The organism is Acinetobacter sp. R933-2 (genome assembly GCF_030325485.1).
GTDB lineage: Bacteria > Pseudomonadota > Gammaproteobacteria > Pseudomonadales > Moraxellaceae > Acinetobacter > Acinetobacter sichuanensis.
Window position 1 is genome coordinate 40,709 of sequence record NZ_JACAIJ010000013.1, and the last position, 16,879, is coordinate 57,587.

17 protein-coding genes are annotated in these 16,879 nt (G+C 38.3%); 10 read left to right on the plus strand and 7 right to left on the minus strand.

The genetic code is table 11. The features are described from left to right. Positions 1-66: 66 nt before the first annotated feature. Together HX005_RS14845 and HX005_RS14850 are read right to left on the minus strand one after the other, a co-directional pair. Positions 67-573 carry an ankyrin repeat domain-containing protein gene (locus tag HX005_RS14845; RefSeq protein ID WP_502872752.1) on the minus strand — a complete coding sequence of 169 codons (507 nt, stop codon included), beginning with the start codon at positions 571-573 and terminating at the stop codon, positions 67-69. A 136-nt stretch (positions 574-709) separates the two neighbouring features. Further along, positions 710-2,230: a catalase gene (locus HX005_RS14850; protein ID WP_286377940.1), complete on the minus strand. Its 1,521-nt coding sequence runs from the start codon at positions 2,228-2,230 to the stop codon at positions 710-712. Positions 2,231-2,459: 229 nt separating this feature from the next. On the opposite strand from HX005_RS14850, the gene dtd reads away from it, so the two are divergent. Then, entirely contained in the window at positions 2,460-2,900 is a 441-nt protein-coding gene (gene dtd, locus HX005_RS14855; RefSeq protein WP_286377941.1) for a D-aminoacyl-tRNA deacylase, read from the plus strand. A 98-nt stretch (positions 2,901-2,998) separates the two neighbouring features. On the opposite strand, the gene HX005_RS14860 is transcribed toward dtd, so the two are convergent. From HX005_RS14860 to serB, 4 genes are all read right to left on the minus strand, one after another. Next, complete coding sequence (locus HX005_RS14860; RefSeq protein ID WP_286377942.1) at positions 2,999-3,298, minus strand: hypothetical protein; 300 nt, start codon at positions 3,296-3,298, stop codon at positions 2,999-3,001. A gap of 60 nt (positions 3,299-3,358) precedes the next feature. Next, positions 3,359-3,838 (minus strand): SCP2 sterol-binding domain-containing protein, encoded by a 480-nt coding sequence (locus HX005_RS14865; protein ID WP_107008968.1) that lies wholly within the window; start codon positions 3,836-3,838, stop codon positions 3,359-3,361. A gap of 181 nt (positions 3,839-4,019) precedes the next feature. Beyond that, entirely contained in the window at positions 4,020-4,334 is a 315-nt protein-coding gene (aciT, locus tag HX005_RS14870) for a ciprofloxacin tolerance protein AciT (protein WP_107008940.1), read from the minus strand. Between the two features lie 412 nt (positions 4,335-4,746). Next, complete coding sequence (gene serB / locus HX005_RS14875; protein WP_107008941.1) at positions 4,747-5,967, minus strand: phosphoserine phosphatase SerB; 1,221 nt, start codon at positions 5,965-5,967, stop codon at positions 4,747-4,749. A gap of 77 nt (positions 5,968-6,044) precedes the next feature. Here serB and HX005_RS14880 point away from each other — a divergent pair, with 77 nt between their 5' ends. From HX005_RS14880 to HX005_RS14920, 9 genes are all read left to right on the plus strand, one after another. Continuing rightward, on the plus strand, positions 6,045-7,310 hold the full coding sequence (locus HX005_RS14880; RefSeq protein ID WP_286377943.1) for a hypothetical protein: 1,266 nt from the start codon (positions 6,045-6,047) through the stop codon (positions 7,308-7,310). Positions 7,311-7,602: 292 nt separating this feature from the next. Further along, positions 7,603-8,715, plus strand: coding sequence for a bifunctional 3,4-dihydroxy-2-butanone-4-phosphate synthase/GTP cyclohydrolase II (gene ribBA / locus HX005_RS14885; protein ID WP_107008943.1), 1,113 nt, complete (start codon positions 7,603-7,605; stop codon positions 8,713-8,715). 49 nt (positions 8,716-8,764) lie between these two features. Continuing rightward, positions 8,765-9,235, plus strand: coding sequence for a 6,7-dimethyl-8-ribityllumazine synthase (gene ribH / locus HX005_RS14890; RefSeq protein WP_107008944.1), 471 nt, complete (start codon positions 8,765-8,767; stop codon positions 9,233-9,235). A gap of 3 nt (positions 9,236-9,238) precedes the next feature. After that, positions 9,239-9,688: a transcription antitermination factor NusB gene (gene nusB / locus HX005_RS14895; RefSeq protein WP_107008945.1), complete on the plus strand. Its 450-nt coding sequence runs from the start codon at positions 9,239-9,241 to the stop codon at positions 9,686-9,688. 11 nt (positions 9,689-9,699) lie between these two features. After that, on the plus strand, positions 9,700-10,614 hold the full coding sequence (gene thiL, locus HX005_RS14900) for a thiamine-phosphate kinase (RefSeq protein WP_286377944.1): 915 nt from the start codon (positions 9,700-9,702) through the stop codon (positions 10,612-10,614). A gap of 22 nt (positions 10,615-10,636) precedes the next feature. Next, entirely contained in the window at positions 10,637-11,107 is a 471-nt protein-coding gene (locus tag HX005_RS14905; protein WP_286378000.1) for a phosphatidylglycerophosphatase A family protein, read from the plus strand. 24 nt (positions 11,108-11,131) lie between these two features. Further along, positions 11,132-12,496, plus strand: coding sequence for a bifunctional UDP-N-acetylglucosamine diphosphorylase/glucosamine-1-phosphate N-acetyltransferase GlmU (gene glmU, locus HX005_RS14910; RefSeq protein WP_286377945.1), 1,365 nt, complete (start codon positions 11,132-11,134; stop codon positions 12,494-12,496). Positions 12,497-12,508: 12 nt separating this feature from the next. Next, positions 12,509-14,347 (plus strand): glutamine--fructose-6-phosphate transaminase (isomerizing), encoded by a 1,839-nt coding sequence (glmS, locus tag HX005_RS14915; protein WP_286377946.1) that lies wholly within the window; start codon positions 12,509-12,511, stop codon positions 14,345-14,347. A gap of 62 nt (positions 14,348-14,409) precedes the next feature. Continuing rightward, positions 14,410-15,780: a phosphohexomutase domain-containing protein gene (locus tag HX005_RS14920; protein ID WP_286377947.1), complete on the plus strand. Its 1,371-nt coding sequence runs from the start codon at positions 14,410-14,412 to the stop codon at positions 15,778-15,780. Between the two features lie 68 nt (positions 15,781-15,848). Here the strand turns inward: HX005_RS14920 and galE are convergent, their stop codons facing one another. Next, positions 15,849-16,868: a UDP-glucose 4-epimerase GalE gene (gene galE, locus HX005_RS14925; protein WP_286377948.1), complete on the minus strand. Its 1,020-nt coding sequence runs from the start codon at positions 16,866-16,868 to the stop codon at positions 15,849-15,851. Positions 16,869-16,879 lie beyond the last annotated feature (11 nt).

Below are 16,879 nucleotides of genomic sequence, written 5' to 3' on the forward strand. Positions count from 1 at the left end.
GATTTTTTTTGCATTTTTTGCATATAGCCGAGACCCAAAGCATGACCCTAAACCAGAAATAAAGTTTTAGTGATCCAGTGATTTCAGTTGATCAAGTTGCCCAAACACTTTTGCAAATTCTTCTATGGTTAATAAACCTGTTTGTTTAGCTTGAACATCACAATCCACTTTTTTTAATTGTTTCGCAATTGACCACTCTGCTTTAACAATTGCACCCATCAGTGCAGTATGCCCTTTTTGATCTCGCACACAACGATTTGCACCATGTTCCAATAAAGTCGTGACCGTATTTTGATGCCCATAATATGTTGCCATCATCAAAGCGGTAAAACCTTGCTGATTTTGCACATCAACAGGAAAACCATGCTCTAGAAACTCTTTAGTGACTTCATTATTACCTGTACGTGCGGCTGCAAAAAATAAATCAATTAATTCATTTTGTGCATGCTGTGTGACTTTAGCTTGCTGCTGTTCTACCTCTTGTGCAGAAACTGCACTTATTCCTAAGGTGAGTAATGTCATCATTACAATACTCAACAAAGATAGCATGATCCCTTGTAAATATATTTTCATTTCAAACACTCCTCATCAATATAAACAATGCCTGTAAAACTCCCCTAGGGTTGCAGGAAAGGATTCGAGTTTTACAGGACTTTTCGGAGGTGACATCCTTGATGCCCTAGTCACCAATACGCACAACTAGACCAAATTAATCTTTCAATTTCGCTGCTTTTGCTTGTACTTGTTTAAGATCACCATTTACCGCTTTCGTTAAACGTGTTCCATAATCAGCATCAGCTTTATAGAAATAAGACAGCATGATGTGCTTAGTTTCAGCATCTTTCACTTGACCCAAGTCCGCAGCAAGGTTACGAATCAAGTCCGTTTTTTCTAAGGCTGAATATGAACGGTACAACTCACCTGCCTGTTTAAAAGGTTGCTCTTTCTGAATCGCTTGCTGAAGCACTTTCTCACCCAATGGTGTATTGATTGCTTTAGCATGCTCAGTTGCAGGTTTAGGCGATTTCAAGCTTGGTTCATAGTTCACATCTGAATCACGCTCAGACATGTTCATAAAACCTTCCTGATTGTTGTTATTCACGCTCACCAATGGACGGTTCACAGGAATTTGCTGATGATTTGCGCCTAAACGATACATTTGCGTATCTGAATAAGAGAAAATACGACCTTGTAACAAACGATCTTCTGACGGTTCAATACCTGGTACCAAGTTGCCTGGCGCAAATGCAGATTGCTCAGTTTCATTGAAGAAATTCTTTGGCATACGGTTTAAAGTCAGCGTACCCACTTTGGTTTCAGGAATTAAATTGCTTGGCCAGATTTTGGTTGCATCGAGTGGATTGAAGTCAAAATTATCTAGATCTTTTGGATCAAGCACTTGAATATACAAGTCCCATTTCGGGAACTTACCTGCATTGATGGTATTGTAAAGATCATTGGTTAAATGGTTGAAATCCTTCGCTTGCATCGCTTGGGTTTCTTCCATGTTCATGCCTTTTAAACCTTGCTGAGTACGGAAATTAAATTTCACATATTTATACTCACCTTTGGCATTGTACAATTTGAAAGCATGTACCCCGAAACCATCCAAGTTACGATAGCTTGCTGGTGTACCCAAGTTTGAATACACATAAGTCAGCATATTCACTGCCCAAGGCTGACTTTGTAAGAAGTCAAAAACGCGATTGGCATCTTGAACATTAGATACTGGGCTTGGCTTCATTGCGTGAATAAAATCAGGGAATTTAATCGCATCACGGATAAAGAAGACCGGTAAGTTGTTACCTACTAAGTCCCAGTTACCTTCCTGCGTATAAAATTTCAGACCAAAACCATGCGGGTCACGCAATGTTTCAGGCGAACCTTTAGGATGAATGACCGTTGAAAAACGTAAAAATACTGGAGTTTTCGTTCCTGCCTTAAACAATGATGCAATGGTTAAATCAGATAAATCTTTAGTTGCAACAAACTCACCATACGCACCTGTACCACGTGCATGTACAACACGCTCAGGAATACGCTCACGTCCGAAACGTTGTAATTTTTGAACTAACTGTACATCTTGTAAAAGAACTGAACCATACTCACCTGCTGTAATTGAGTTTTGGTTATCGCCCACTGGCGCACCGTTGTCTTTTGTTAGCGGTGCTGCTTGAACTACTGCTGTTGCTGCTGCGAGCATGGCAACAAGTAATGAACGCTTAAACATGTTAATCTCTCAAATATCTACCTTTCCTGCTATACTTAAATTACACATTTATCGTTAATTGATAAAACCGTTTATTATTATAAAAATAATCGGATAAATAGATCAATAAATCTACTTTCCATAATTCTCATATTTTTCAATACATTATATTTTTTCAGTCATTTCAATTATCTAAGCTCTAAATTTGATAAAATTCATATGGTTAAAAAATATCAGTCATGGTTCAAATATGCGCGCGTTATTACAACGAGTTTTAGAAGCAAAAGTAGTTGTGGATGGTCAAATCACAGGTGAAATCCAAACAGGTATCTTGGTTTTTTTAGGTCTAGGAAAAGATGATAATTTTGAAAAAGGCAAAAAACTGATTGATAAAATTTTGAAATATCGTTTTTTTGATGATGAACAAGGCAAAATGGGCTGGAATGTCAATCAGGCTGGTGGTGGGATATTACTCGTTTCACAATTTACCCTCATGGCACAGACTCAAAAAGGTCTACGTCCTGATTTTGGTCCTGCGATGCCGCCAAGTGAGGCTGAAGCACTCTACAATCAACTGGTTGAGTATGCCAAAACACAATTTGAACATGTACAAACGGGTATTTTCGCTGCCGATATGAAAGTTCACTTGGTTAATGATGGACCCGTGACCTTTAATTTAGAAGTTGAGTAACTCATATCATTGCGATTGCATAGAAAAATTACCTGAAGCCATCACCTCCAATGTTGGGTCAATTTCCAGTTGAAGTTGACCTACTGTGCTCTTTTCAATCACAAAGTCCATATGCGTTCGATGCGTCTGTCCTTGTGATCTATCACATCAATCATGAGGTCGGTGTCTTGTGAACTTGGTAAATACTGATGCAGTGTCGAAAATGCAGGTAACTGTTTAAAGCACAACTGACCTTGTTTATAAGTCACTTTGACTTCAACAACTCGTGTTACGGTTTTATTCAAAATATAGAGATCAATAAAAGTTGTGGCAGGTGTTGGTTTTAACTGAGTACATCCGTTGAATAAGCTACTCACCAATAAACTTAAAATCAGTATTTTTATATTTTTTATTTTCATTCTTTTATATAGCAAGAAACTGATGCGTTTTATTCATCAGTCTCTATACTTCAAGCAAAATTAGCGACCTGTCTTTTCTTTAAGAAACTGACGTGCCAATGCAATTTTCTCTTTGACAGGTTTTGGCACTTTAGGTGGAATCAATTTAGCCACTTGGTTAAACCAAACCAATAAGCTGAAATCACCTTCCATTTTAATTGTACCGTTTTGCATGCCTGTCATAAATGCACTCGGATCGCCTTTCATTAAAGTTTTTACACCTTGCTCACTATCAGCAAATTGTAAAATGAAATCAGCCTTTTCCTCAGCACCTGAAACCGTATCAATTTGACCATTATTTACAAGGATTTGACGTGCAACTCCTAAATCTGTTCCAATTTGAATACGGAATTGACGATCATGGGTCAACTCAATAAATTTTGGACTCGTACGTGCCAATTGCTTCATACGAAGTGCTAAACCTAATACGAGTAGATCGAGTGGATCTGTACTTGCATCTACGATTGGTAACTTCACAACTGGAATTGAAGAAAGTTTCATGACATTTAAGCCTGTTGTTTTAATATAAAAAAAATCTATTCACCATCCTAGCATAACTTGTTATTTGCAATACAAGACTTCTAACAAAACTATACTCAGAAAAAGGTATATCATTCACTATACCTTTGAAATGTCTTTTTTCATTATTTTATTGAACTCTAAAGTCAGTCATTTAGTCTTGCTAATCCTCTTCATATACTGGGGTATGTTCAATATATTGACGATTTTGCAAAGTTTTTTGTGCCAAACGATCTGCTCTTAACAACAAAACAATCAATGCACTCATGGCAATAATAATTGCGGTTAAATAACTATAAGGAACCGATAAATCAAAAAAATTCTGTACGTTAAACCGTATCGTCTCCAATATGCCCCAGAAGACCATTCCAGCAAACATAAATCCCAACCAATGACGATAAGGAGAAAAAAACACAGTAGCCAACGCTACGGCAATTAGACTAAATCCAATCAATGTTGCCCATGTCGCTGATACCATAGAAACCTCCATCAAAATGATACGTGAACCTCATAGAGGCGTTTACACAACCACTTTTATCAAGCCAATATTTTTTCTTTGCAATTTTACCAAAGCTTATATGCTGCATTATGGCGTATTTTTTTTAGAAGAAAATACCTGTTTTTAGGTAAGACGACACACTTTGTCGTCATAGTATTTTGTCATTACACTTTTCACCATGATTATTTTCAGAGACTCTAATCAAACTCAGCTTTTGCGTGTCATTACAAAAAAATCAAGTGACTTTTTGTACAAATGAGGTTTTTTTCAACTGTACAATTTAAAACCAAATAAAGTGTGATGTAACTCACATATGTAAATATATTTTATCAATAAAAAAGAGCAACTTAGCGTTACTCTTCTTTTAAAAAATAGCAATTTTGTTGTGTGCTTAAGCTCGGTTTAAATCTTTATCATGTACACCAAGTAAATATAAAACACCATCTAAACCAACACTAGAAATCGCCTGATTTGCATTTTGACGAACTAAGGGTTTTGCACGGAAAGCAACGCCTAAACCTGCAATTGAAAGCATTGGCAAATCATTTGCACCATCCCCAACTGCAATTGCTTGCTCTAGAGAAATGCCCATTTTTTCAGCCAATTCAGTCAATAACAATGCTTTACGTGCACCATCAACAATATGACCTTTTACTTCACCTGTCACAATGCCATCTTGCACATCCAAAATATTGGCATGTACTTCATCAATACCAAGTTTTGCTTGTAAATATTCAGCAAAATACTGGAAGCCACCTGATAAAATTGCTGTTTTATAACCCAATGATTTTAAGGTTTTAATTAAACGTTCTGCGCCTTCTGTAACAGTCAGGCGTTCTGCAATTTTAGGCAGAACAGAAGCATCTAGACCTTTTAATAACGCAACACGCGCACGGAAGCTTTGTTGAAAGTCCAATTCACCTTGCATGGCACGCTCAGTAATTTCAGCGACTTGCGCGCCAACACCCGCTTCTATTGCCAGTTCATCAATGACTTCTTGTTCAATTAAAGTGGAGTCCATATCAAAACAAACCAAACGACGATTACGTCGATAAGCATTGTCTTCTTGTACAGCAACATCAATGCTTGACTCGGCTGAAAGTCGAAGACATGCCGCACGCATGGCAGCAGCGTCTAACATTTGTCCACTTAAGCCAAATTGTACACATGAACGTTTTGGCTCATGGTCTTGTGCTTCTCTTTCAGGACGTCCCGAAAGACGAGTAACAGTTTCAATATTAAAACCTTGACTCGACACAATATTTGTTACTGCTTGTAAATGAGCAGCAGTAAGTTCAGGTGCTAAAGCCGTTACAATATAACGGGTTCTGCCACCTTCACTTACCCATTGATCATATTCCGCACCTGTAATTGGTTTAAATCGAACAGTGAGTCCAATATCGTGTGCTAAAATAAGGATATCTTTCATGGCTAAAGCCGTGGCGGTTTGGTCATCTGACGAAACTACAATCCCTAAAGTCAACTGGTTATGAATGACTGCCTGCCCTACATCTAATATTTGCAAAGAATGTACGGACAACACTTGCATTAATCGAGTAAACTGATTGGGTTGGTCAGGTCCTAAAAATGATATAAGAATGATTTCTCGCATGAATTGACTCGGGTCTGAGCTACAACTATTGTTAGAATCATAATCGAAATCGAATATTTTTTCTTTGGAAGTTTAAGTTGAATGCGCCAAGACAAGGGCTATTTGCTAGCCTACTGATTATAAGTTTTGCTTTACACACTTTTTTGATGGTAATTGCAACAACTCATCAACTCAATGCAAACCGCGCAAACCAAGGTCAACTCATGACCAGCCAGTTGGTTGCAGATAGTCTTTCTGAGCTTGAACCTGCCAATACAGTATCTTTAGCCCTGTTGGCAAATCGTTATGCAACCAACCCTAGCGTCGCTTCGATTCGCATTTTAGATGCACAGAAACAAGTGCTCGCAACCAGTGGCTTAGCAAAAACACGTCAAGGCGAAGTTTTTGTACGTGATGCATTACAAAATGAGAAAAAAGTTGGCAGCATCGAAATTACTTTAATTAAACCAAGTATTGGTGAAATTTTACGTACTCAATGGTTGGCGATTTTAATTTCACTCATCATTCACGGTTTAATTTGGCTAGCATATCGCGCCATTGCACGTCCTACACGTAGTGAATTTTTGGCACGTTTAAACAAAGAAGCACGTTTAAAACATGAAATTCAACAACTGATGGAAGCATTAGAAGCTGAAAAAGCCGATAAAATGTTAGCGATTGCGCAAGCAAAACAACAAGCAAAACCAAAACCACTGAAAGTTGAGAAACCTGTTGAGTTTGATAAAAATCAATCAGCGATAGCGCTTAACATTCAATATTATGACCCTAAACAATTGATGAATACAGTCAATCAATCTGTTTCTGTTCCTTATTTTAATTTATGTCAAATTTTCTTAAATAAGAGTATTGAATTATCAGCACAACATTTCAAACTCAACTCGAAAGATTTCACAGTACATCAAGAGTTTAGCCAACAAGGGGCAACAATTACTGTTCCTACAGAAAAACCCAATGCTTTACCTTGTATTTTAATGATTGGTTCTGTTTTTCAATTATTATCTGAAGTTCTGTATAAACGTTACCGCGAAGACAAACGCTTCGTTTTACAAACACGCTGTGCTGTAACAACTGAGGTTGAAGCAATGCAGCTTGACGCCTTACAAGCAGCAGAACGCTTATCCAATCATTTAATTGCTAAAGAAATGGCTTTATACCTCAGCAATGAGCTGCTTAAACAAATTGGTGAGAACTATCAATTAGTTGCTATGCCAAATCCAACAAGTTTACTCACGCGTCATGCATTTATGATCAACGGAATGAATGCTGAATCTGCAGAATTAGCTCAAACTATTCGTACTGAAATTTTAAAAGGTAAAAAGAAAGAAGTGATTTCAGCAGATTAAAATATTCAATCCATCTCAAGGTTTTAAAAGCACTTTTTTTAAAGTGCTTTTTTTATAAAAATCATATTTTTTGAATATGTATTATAAAATCAAGCTAAGCAAGTGTGGAAATATTAAACGAATTCTACCGAAAAATGACAGATCTAGCTTTTCATTTACCGTAGAGCTTGTGTATAACTATGTTTCTCAATGGAATGTGATAAGCATAGGCAAACTGCCACAAAACACGGTAGACTATGTCACAATGAATTAAATGAAAATGTCATACGACAGAACAAAAAGGTGAAGCTTGATGCCGATCAATACAGTTGAAGAGCTTGTAGCAGATATCCGTGCAGGGAAAATGGTTATCCTGATGGATGATGAAGATCGTGAAAATGAAGGCGATTTAGTCATTGCTGCAACCCACGTACGCCCTGAAGACATCAACTTTATGATTACTCATGCGCGTGGCTTAGTATGTTTAACCTTAAGTCGTGATCGTTGTAAACAACTCGATCTGCCGCTTATGGTTGACGCCAATGGCGCACAGCATGGTACGAACTTCACCTTATCTATCGAAGCTGCTGAAGGGATTACCACAGGTATTTCAGCGGCTGAACGTGCGCATACCATTCAAACAGCGGTTGCTGCACACGCTAAACCGACTGATATTGTACAACCTGGGCATATTTTCCCACTTATGGCACAGCCAGGTGGCGTACTGCACCGCGCTGGACATACTGAAGCTGGTTGTGATTTATCACGTTTGGCTGGCTTAGAGCCTGCTTCTGTGATTTGTGAAATCATTAATGAAGATGGCACAATGGCACGCCGCCCAGATCTTGAAGTTTTTGCTGAAAAGCATGGCTTAAAAATGGGTACCATTGCAGACCTGATTCATTATCGTATGACCAATGAACAGACCGTTGAACGTCTAGATCAACAAAGTATTAACACTGAATATGGTACGTTTGAACTTTATCGTTATCGTGAAATTGGTAATCCAGATATTCACTTAGCTTTAGTTAAAGGTGAACCGAAAGAAGGCGTTACCACTGTTCGTGTACATGGTTTTAATCCAACTCGCGATCTACTCAAGTTAAACAAACAAGAGGGTGAAGCAGCTTGGAACTTAGATAAAGCACTTAAAACGATTGCCAATAGTGATCGTGGTGTTTTAGTCTGGATTGGTCAACGTCATTTATCTGACTTAGGTCCTGCTTTAGAAGCTTTAGCTAAACCAAAACCAACTAAATCAAACGCAGCATTGTCACAACAATACCAAACCATTGGTGTAGGTGCACAAATTTTACGTGATTTAGGTGTTGAAAAAATGAAGCTGCTTAGCTCTCCATTACGTTTCAATGCATTGTCTGGTTTTCACTTGGAAGTGGTTGAATACATCACCGCTGATCAAGTTTAAGTTGTTATTTTTAAATAAATAAATTATCTGTTAAATCATCGAGGTTGCTATGGCGATTCGCCGAATTGAAGGTTTATTACATCTCGCGAGCGAAGACCGTTACGCGATTTTAGTTGGTCGTTTTAACAGCTTTGTTGTTGAACATTTACTTGAAGGTGCAATTGATACGTTGCATCGTCATGGTGTTAGCGACGATAATATCACTGTCGTTCATGCACCGGGCGCATGGGAACTTCCTGTTGTTGCTAAAAAACTCGCAAATTCAGGTAAGTTTGATGCAGTCATTGCACTTGGCGCAGTTATTCGTGGTAGTACACCACATTTTGACTTCGTTGCAGGTGAATGTGCCAAAGGTTTAGGTGTGGTTGGTTTAGATACTGGCTTACCTGTAATTAATGGTGTATTGACTACGGACAGTATTGAACAGGCGATTGAACGCTCTGGTACAAAAGCAGGTAATAAAGGTGGTGAAGCTGCCCTTACTGCTATTGAAATGGTTAACCTGTTAAAGGCAATTTAAAGCATGTCGCAAACACTCCAAGCTACTTATGCAGCAAAACGCAAAGCACGTCGTTTTGCTGTACAAGGGATTTATGAATGGCAAATGAGCCACAACCCTGTGCATGAAATTGAAGCACGTACGCGTGCAGATAACGCTATGCATAAAGTGGATCTCGGCTATTACCATGAGTTGCTCACAGAAGTGATCGCAAACCATGAAGCATTGGATGCTTTACTTATTCCAGTACTTGACCGTGAAATTGAAGCTTTGGATGGTGTCGAGCTTGCGACGTTACGTTTAGGCGCATACGAGCTTAAAGATCATCTTGAGATCCCATATCGCGTCGTACTAGATGAAGCCATTGAATTGGCAAAACACTTTGGTGGTGCAGACAGCCACAAATACATCAATGGTGTATTAGACCGTCTTGCAACAACCTTACGTGCAGCAGAAAAACAACAAGCGAAATAAGTTGTTTGATTATGGCTGAGTTCTCAATTATCCAAACCTATTTCAACCGTCAACAAGATGATGTTGACTTAGGTGTGGGTGATGACTCAGCTCTGCTCACTCCCCCACCTGATCACCAACTGGTGATTTGTGCAGACACTTTAGTTGCGGGTCGACATTTTCCTTTAGATACTTCTCCTCATGCGATTGGTTGGAAATGTGTTGCGGTCAACCTTTCTGATATTGCTGCAATGGGTGCAAAGCCCCATAGTATTTTACTTGCATTGAGCCTACCCCAAATTGATCATGACTGGCTAAAAGATTTTAGTCAGGGTTTATATGATTGTTGCGATCAATTTGGTGTACGTTTAATCGGTGGTGATACCACACAGAGCCCACATTTGACACTCTCCGTCACAGCACTAGGTTGGATTGAAAAAGGTAAAGCCATTGCACGCTCTGGCGCACAACCTGATGATCTGATCGTGGTCAGTGGTACCGTCGGTGATGCAGCTTTTGCACTCGAGCATTTAGGGCATCCCTTACAACAACGCTTGGACTATCCAACACCGCGTTGTGAACTGGGTCAAATGCTAAAAGACTTAGCATCCAGCATGATTGATATCTCTGATGGATTAGCACAAGATTTAGGACATATTTTAAAAGCATCACAAGTAGGCGCTGTCATAAGTCTCAATAACTTACCAATAAACACAACAATTCACACTTTAAAACCTGAAAAACAATGGCAATATGCGCTTTCAGGTGGCGATGATTATGAGTTATGCTTTACAATAAGCACGCAAAACTATCAAAAACTTTTGCAATTACAACCCAATGTACAAACTACAATCATCGGGGAAATTAAGGCACAACACGGACTAACTTTTGAAAAAGATGGCTTAGATCATCCTCTTCACTTTCACGGATATCAACATTTTGCATAAACCCCCTATTATCTTTAAAGAGATGACTTGGTCTGAACGCTTTATTGTGTTCTGCGGTGTTGGTTTTGGCTCAGGTTTAGCACCTAAAGCACCGGGTACATTCGGTTCAGCCTTTGCTTTATTATTCATTCCCATTTGGCTAATGCTTGGCTTCTATGCTTCATTGGCTGCAATCATCGTTATGTCACTCGTTGGAATTTATATTTGTGGTCAAACCGCAAAGATTATTCATGTACATGATGATGGACGCATTGTTTGGGATGAATTTGCAGGTCAATCCATCACTTTTCTACCTCTGATTTATTTAGGAGCTATGGATTGGTTATGGGCATTGATCGGCTTTGCTTTATTCCGTTTGTTTGATGTTTGGAAACCTTGGCCAATTCGTGTCATTGACCGTCAAGTTGATGGCGGCTTCGGTATCATGTTTGACGATATCATTGCTGGAATTTGGGCTGCGTTGTGTATTGTGATTTATTTTTATTTTATGTGATTTAAATTTATTATCAGGTGTTATATGTCAACGACTGTAATCATTCTTGCTGCTGGTAAAGGAACACGTATGCGTTCTAGCCTGCCTAAAGTGTTACAACCTTTAGCAGGACGTCCTTTACTGGGTCATGTGATTGAAACAGCGAAACAATTACAAGCAAAAAATATAATTACAATTTTTGGACATGGCGGTAACTTAGTCCAAAATGCGTTTGCTGACGAAAATGTACAATGGGTTGAACAAACTGAACAACTCGGTACAGGACATGCGGTAAAAGTAACTTTACCCGTACTTCCTACAGAAGGTATGTCTTTAATTTTGTCAGGTGATGTACCTTGCGTACAACAAAGTACTTTGCAACGTCTTATTGATGCTTCTACTACATCTGGCATTGGTTTAGTGACACTGACTTTAGCAGACTCTACAGGTTATGGTCGTATTGTTCGCCAAGATGGAAAAATCCAAGCCATTGTTGAACATAAAGATGCTTCTGACGAACAACGCCAAATCAAAGAAATTAACACAGGAATTTACTGTGTAAGCAATGCTAAATTGCATGAATGGTTACCAAAACTGAGCAATGAAAATGCTCAAGGTGAATACTATCTCACTGATATTGTTGCCATGGCTTTGGCAGATGGCATGGAAATCGCCTCAATTCAACCAGAACTCGCTTTTGAAGTTGAAGGTGTAAATGACCGCCTACAACTTGCTGCATTAGAACGTGAATTCCAAAATCACCAAGCAAAATTATTGATGCAACAAGGCGTGCATATTATTGATCCACAGCGTTTTGACCTTCGTGGAAAACTCAAAACAGGCAATGATGTTCGTATTGACATTAATGTCATTATCGAAGGTGACTGTGAATTTGGTGACAATGTAGAAATTGGTGCGGGCTGTATCATTAAAAATACTAAAATTGCTGCTGGCACGAAAGTTCAACCGTATAGCATTTTCGACAATGCCATTGTTGGAGAACACGTTCAAATTGGACCATTTGCACGTTTACGCCCAGGTGCAAAATTGGCAAATGAAGTGCATATTGGTAACTTTGTTGAAGTAAAAAATACGTCTATTGGTTTTGCATCTAAAGCAAATCATTTTGCTTATCTTGGTGATGCTGAAATTGGTGCTGAATCGAATATTGGCGCAGGTACAATTACTTGTAACTATGATGGTGCCAATAAACATAAAACCATTATTGGTAATCATGCTTTTGTGGGTACAAATAACTCATTGGTTGCACCTGTAACGATTGGCAATGGTGCAACGACAGGTGCAGGCTCAGTCATTACACATGATGTTGCAGATAACAGCCTTGCCTTTGAGCGTGCAAAACAAATTACGAAAGAAAATTATCAACGTCCCCAAAAGACTACGAAATAAGAGGATATAACTATGTGCGGAATTGTTGGCGGCGTTGCAGAACGTAGTATTACAAATATTTTAATCGAAGGTCTAAAACGCCTCGAATATCGTGGTTATGACTCTGCAGGTGTCGCACTCGTTGATCACGGTCAAATTTTACGTGAACGTCGTGTTGGTAAAGTTGCTAATCTTGAACAAGCAGTCAATGAGTCCAATATTTTAGGCTCTCTTGGTATTGCACATACACGTTGGGCAACGCATGGCAAACCGACTGAAAATAATGCGCATCCGCATATTTCTGGTGATGTAGCCGTTGTTCATAATGGTATTATTGAAAATTATCAAGAACTTAAAAATGACTTAGAAGCTTTAGGTTATGTATTTACCTCACAAACAGATACGGAAGTTGTTGCTCATTTAGTCCATGAAGCACTCAAAACAATTCCAGATTTATTAAAAGCTGTAGAGAGTATCGTACCTCAACTTAAAGGTGCTTATGCCTTAGGTATTGTACATACTGCACATCCTGATGAATTGATCACAGTTCGTGAAGGTTCACCACTTGTGATTGGTGTCGGTATTGGTGAGAACTTTATTAGTTCAGATCAATTGGCATTGCTTCCTATTACCAATCGCTTTATGTACCTTGAAGAAGGTGATATTGCACGTTTAACACGCAATAGCATTGAAGTATTTGTAAATGGACAGTTGGTTGACCGCCCAATTAAAGAACTAGATGCAACGGTTAGCAATGCATCAAAAGGTGAATACAAACACTACATGCTCAAAGAAATTTATGAGCAACCTGAAGCGATTCAGCAAACCATTTCTCAAGCACTTAATGGTAATGCGCTGCGTGATGACTTCCTAAAAAATGCAGAAGTTGATTTCAACAATATTCAACAAGTTCAAATCATTGCTTGTGGTACGAGTTACCATGCAGGCATGATTGCTAAATATTGGTTTGAGCAAATTATTGATTTACCTTGCCAAGTTGAAATTGCAAGCGAATTCCGCTATCGCTCACCTGTCATTGTAGGCAATACACTATATGTATGTATTTCTCAATCAGGCGAAACAGCAGATACTTTAGCTGCATTACGTGATACTCAAAAACGTGCAGCAGCAAAAAATTTATCTATTTCAACCATGACGATTTGTAACGTTGCAACATCATCGATGGTACGTGAAACCAATCATCATTTACTTACACTTGCTGGTCCTGAAATCGGGGTTGCTTCAACAAAAGCATTTACCACTCAGCTTGCTGCGTTAATGTTGTTGATCTTAAAAATTGGGCAAGTAAAACAGAGCATTTCTGCTGAAAACATAGCAGAAATTACAGCAGCTTTATGGCATACACCAAAAGTTATTTTAGATACTTTACAAGGTGATAAAGCAATTTTACGCTTGTCAGAACTCTTTAAAGAAAAACAACATTGTTTATTCTTAGGTCGTGGTACTCAGTTCCCGATCGCACTTGAAGGTGCTTTAAAGCTCAAAGAGATTTCATATATTCATGCTGAAGGTTATGCTGCGGGCGAACTTAAACATGGTCCACTTGCTTTAGTGGATAATGATATGCCTGTGGTTATTCTCGCTCCAAATGACGATATGTTAGATAAGTTAAAATCTAATATGGAAGAAGTTCAAGCGCGTGGTGGTGAACTCTTTGTCTTTGCAGATGAAAACAGTGGTATTGTAGAAAAAGAGCGCCAACATGTTGTTCATATTCCAACAACAAATCATTGGTTAGCCCCTATTGTTTATAGTATTCCAGTGCAGCTTTTATCTTATCATGTTGCAGTATTACGTGGTACAGATGTAGATCAACCTCGTAACTTGGCAAAATCTGTCACTGTAGAATAATATAGAAAATACTTAGAAAGGGCTGGATTAACCAGCCCTTTTCTTTCTAAACGAGAGAAGATATGAGCCAACTCACTTGCTTTAAAGCTTATGATATCCGTGGAAAACTCGGCACAGAACTCAATAACGATATTGCATATAAAATCGGTCGTGCTTATGGGCAAATTTATCAACCTAAAACTGTGGTCATCGGCTGTGATGTTCGCTTAACCAGTGAAGAACTCAAACAAGCCACCATCCGTGGTTTAAATGATGCAGGTGTTGATGTCCTTGACTTAGGTATGACAGGTACGGAAGAGGTTTATTTTGGTGCTTTTCATTTAGATGTTCAGGGTGGGATTGAAATCACAGCAAGTCATAATCCAATGGATTATAATGGCATGAAATTGGTGCGTGAAAATGCACGACCAATCAGTGCAGATACTGGTTTAAAAGACATTCAAGCCTTAGCTGAAACAGAACAGTTTAAAGATGTTGCTCAAAAAGGTAAAACTCAACAATACAATATTTTACCTGAGTTCATTGAGCATTTAATCACCTATATTGATCCAAGTAAAATTCGCCCATTAAAATTAGTCATGAATGCAGGCAACGGTGCAGCAGGTCATGTGGTTGATGCCATTGAAGCACAATTCAAACAACTCAATATTCCTGTTGAATTCATTAAAATTCACAATGATGCAGATGGTCACTTTCCTAACGGGATTCCCAACCCAATTTTAGTGGAAAACCGCGATAGTACCCGTAATGCTGTAATTGAACATCAAGCAGATATGGGGATCGCATGGGATGGTGATTTTGATCGTTGCTTCCTTTTTGATGAAAAAGGTCAATTTATCGAAGGCTATTACATTGTAGGTTTACTTGCTCAAGCATTTTTACTGAAACAGTCAGGCGAAAAAATTGTGCACGATCCTCGTTTAGTTTGGAATACGTTTGATATTGTTGAAAAATATCAAGGAACAGCTATTCAATCTAAATCAGGGCATGCTTTTATTAAAGATGTTATGCGTGAACATAATGCGGTTTATGGTGGAGAAATGAGTGCACACCATTATTTCCGCGATTTTTCATATTGTGATAGCGGTATGATTCCTTGGTTATTGGCAATTTCAGTAGTTTCAGAAACCAATCAATCTTTATCCACACTGGTTGAAGATATGATTGAAAAATTCCCTTGCAGTGGTGAAATCAACTTTAAAGTCGCTGATACTCAACAGACGATTCAAAAAATATTTGACTATTTTGCGGATCAAAATCCAAAAATTGACCAAACCGACGGTGTGAGTTTAGATTTTAACGCTTGGCGTTTAAATGTTCGTGCTTCAAATACAGAGCCTTTATTACGACTAAACATTGAAAGCCGTAAAGATAAAAATCCAAAACCAATGCAAGCTTATGTAGATGAATTAACAGCTTTAATTCAGGGATAATCTGATTTTCATCAAAAATTTTGCTAAAAAATGGGAGCGATCAGCTCCCATTTTTAAATACTTAAAAATTATTTTTTATATCCCTCAGGATTTTGCTTTTGCCAATTCCAACTATCTACAAGCATATCTTCTAAACTATATTTTGCAACCCAACCAAGTTCCGTTTGAGCTCGTGTACTATCTGCATAAAAACTCGCCAAATCACCAAAACGTCTTTCAACAAATTCAAAAGGAATTTTTCTGTCATTCACTTTTTCAAAAGTATTTTTCATTTGTAATACAGAAATAGGCTGCCCAGTACCAATATTCCAAGCTCTACAACCTTTTGACTTTAACCGATGATCAAGTGCTAATAAATGTGCCTTAGCTAAATCTACGACATGAATATAATCACGCTCACACGTTCCATCTTGGGTTGCATAATCTTGACCAAAAATTGAAAGCTTTTCGCGACGACCTACAGCAACTTGGGTAATAAATGGCATCAAATTATTAGGAATCCCTTGCGGATCTTCACCAATACGACCACTTTTATGTGCACCAATAGGATTAAAATAACGCAATAATGCAATTGACCAACGCTCATCTGCTAAAGATAATTTTTCTAGCATTTGTTCAACGATAAGCTTTGTATAGCCATAGTTATTTGTAGGCATACCCAATGGCATATTTTCTTGATAAGGCGAGGGATTACTTTCACCATAGACGGTGGCAGATGAACTGAAGACTAAATGAAAGACTTCAGCACGTTCCATAGCTTGCACCAAGCTAATTGAACCCGCAATATTATTATCAAAATAAGTCAATGGAATTTGCTGACTCTCGCCAACAGCTTTTAAACCCGCAAAATGGATCACTGCATCAATTTTATGCGTTGCAAACACTTGATCTAAAGCAGATGCATCCCGAATATCTCCCTCAACAAAAGTTAAACTTTTTGCTGTGAGTTCTTGTACTCGTAACAAAGCTTCTTCAGAGCTATTAGATAAATTATCCAGTACAATAACAGAGTGTCCTGCATTTAAAATTTCTAAACAAGTATGTGAACCGATATAGCCTGCACCACCTGTCACTAAAATGTTTGCCATAATAAAACTCT